Origin of the sequence: Streptococcus oralis (assembly GCF_001075675.1) — a bacterium.
Taxonomy (GTDB): Bacteria; Bacillota; Bacilli; order Lactobacillales; family Streptococcaceae; genus Streptococcus; species Streptococcus oralis_V.
Genome location: NZ_JUNW01000024.1, coordinates 1 through 1,701 on the forward strand (window position 1 = coordinate 1; position 1,701 = coordinate 1,701).

2 protein-coding genes and 1 pseudogene are annotated in these 1,701 nt (G+C 35.8%); all 3 read right to left on the minus strand.

Annotation, left to right across the window (positions count from 1 at the left end; genetic code table 11):
• Positions 1-51: 51 nt before the first annotated feature.
• Positions 52-657 (minus strand): TipC family immunity protein, encoded by a 606-nt coding sequence (locus ADM50_RS03425; RefSeq protein WP_049484536.1) that lies wholly within the window; start codon positions 655-657, stop codon positions 52-54.
• 10 nt (positions 658-667) lie between these two features.
• Positions 668-1,131, minus strand: a pseudogene (locus tag ADM50_RS03430) (T7SS effector LXG polymorphic toxin); the annotation flags it as partial.
• Positions 1,132-1,133: 2 nt separating this feature from the next.
• On the minus strand, positions 1,134-1,701 hold a 568-nt coding region (locus ADM50_RS03435), incomplete at its 5' end, for a TipC family immunity protein (protein ID WP_049484537.1).

Here is a 1,701-nt window from a genome sequence, read left to right on the forward strand (position 1 = left end):
GATACGATTATCACGAATAAAGCTACTAGGCCTAGGATTTTCTTCATATTGTCACCAATTCTCCCACTGGGTTTCAATCTTGACATCACCATAGTTGCTTGGCGAGTATTTACTGTCATAAATCGAGCACCAATCTTTCAGGACTTTCTGGTTGACGATTTCGTCGTAGTAAGAATCCAAATCCTTGGCAGTGATACCATACTGCTCTAGATAGGATTTTACTTGGGCCTCGTCTTCGATATAACTATCCTCATTTCCTGATATTACAATCTGAATTGACTTTGTGATTGTTTTAGTATTTGGATTATATTTGTTGACCATCCATAGCTTCGTACCATCAGCTATTTTTCTCTCAAATGAAACAAACAGTTTACTATACGCTTTCTCAAAATTAAATCCAACTCTCAGTTCAAGATAATCCTCTGGAAGAGTCTTATACTTTCCTAAAGGGCTATATTTAAAATAATCTCCATCACTCGGCCAGACATCATCGATTTCAAAACCTTCTATATTTCTTAAAATATTATTTGACCGATAGGTTTTCTCAGTTTCTTGGTAAATCTCATCAAAAATATTTTTAGGTTGATGCATAAAGAAGTAAAGAGAAACTGATACAAGTAATACAACTATTGTTAAAACACCTAGTATTTTCTTCATAGACTTCCTCCTAATCCGCCACGGCTTCCAAGCGGTTTAAAAACTTAGATACACCTGGATAGTTACTTTCGATATATGCTTTAATGGCATCTTCCCCTTTTTCCATAACCTCTAATGGAAGGATACTAGCATAAATAGTACTCTTCTAACTTCTTTCCAATCTTTATTTTTTAAGAATTCTCTTTCTCTAAGAGTCGAATCCTTTTGAAGGTCAGCATAATAGGAAGATGTGGCTTGGGCATAGGATTGCCCCTGTTGCATACGGCCGATAAGATTGACCGAGTCCAAATCTGCCTTGTAATCATCCTCGCCAATGCTTGGTTTCATATCCGTAGCATTTTTAGTCGTGTCTCCCTCCCATCCAGAAAGATCTCTGACATTCTCTCTACCACCATAGACGTCGGATAACTGAAAGCTGCCAGGATTTAGATGAGTAGCCATAGTGATGGACTGGTGGGTAAAGTCTGCGTGGCCTATCACCAATTCTCCCACTGGGTTTCAATCTTGACATCGCCATAGTTGCTTGGTGAATACTTACTGTCATAGATGGAACACCAGTCTTTCAAGACTTTCTGGTTAACGATTTCATCGTAATAAAAATCCAAATCCTTGGCAGTGATACCGTACTGCTCTAGATAGGATTTCACTTGGGCCTCGTCTTCGATATAAGTTTCCGATCTATTTTCATAAATCAGAATTTTTTTAACTAATACTTTTTTCTTAAATTCGTAATGAATAACAAAGTTAATTTTTTCTCCTGAGTTAGCATATCTTTCAAACCAAATATTTACCCCTTTACTACTACCATCAAAATTAAACCGTAGTTCTAAATTCTTCACATCGCTTCCAAGAGAAGAATCATCGTATGTTATTATTGATTCATACTTATCCGTTTCATTCATATTCGAATCATAAAGCTTTCGATTTTTTACTGTCACATTTTTTAAGTCTTTGAAGTTATAATGGCCCAAATAATTTTTTGCTGTCTCTTGGTAAATTTCATCAAAAATATTTTTAGGTTGACGCACAAAAAAGTAAAAACAA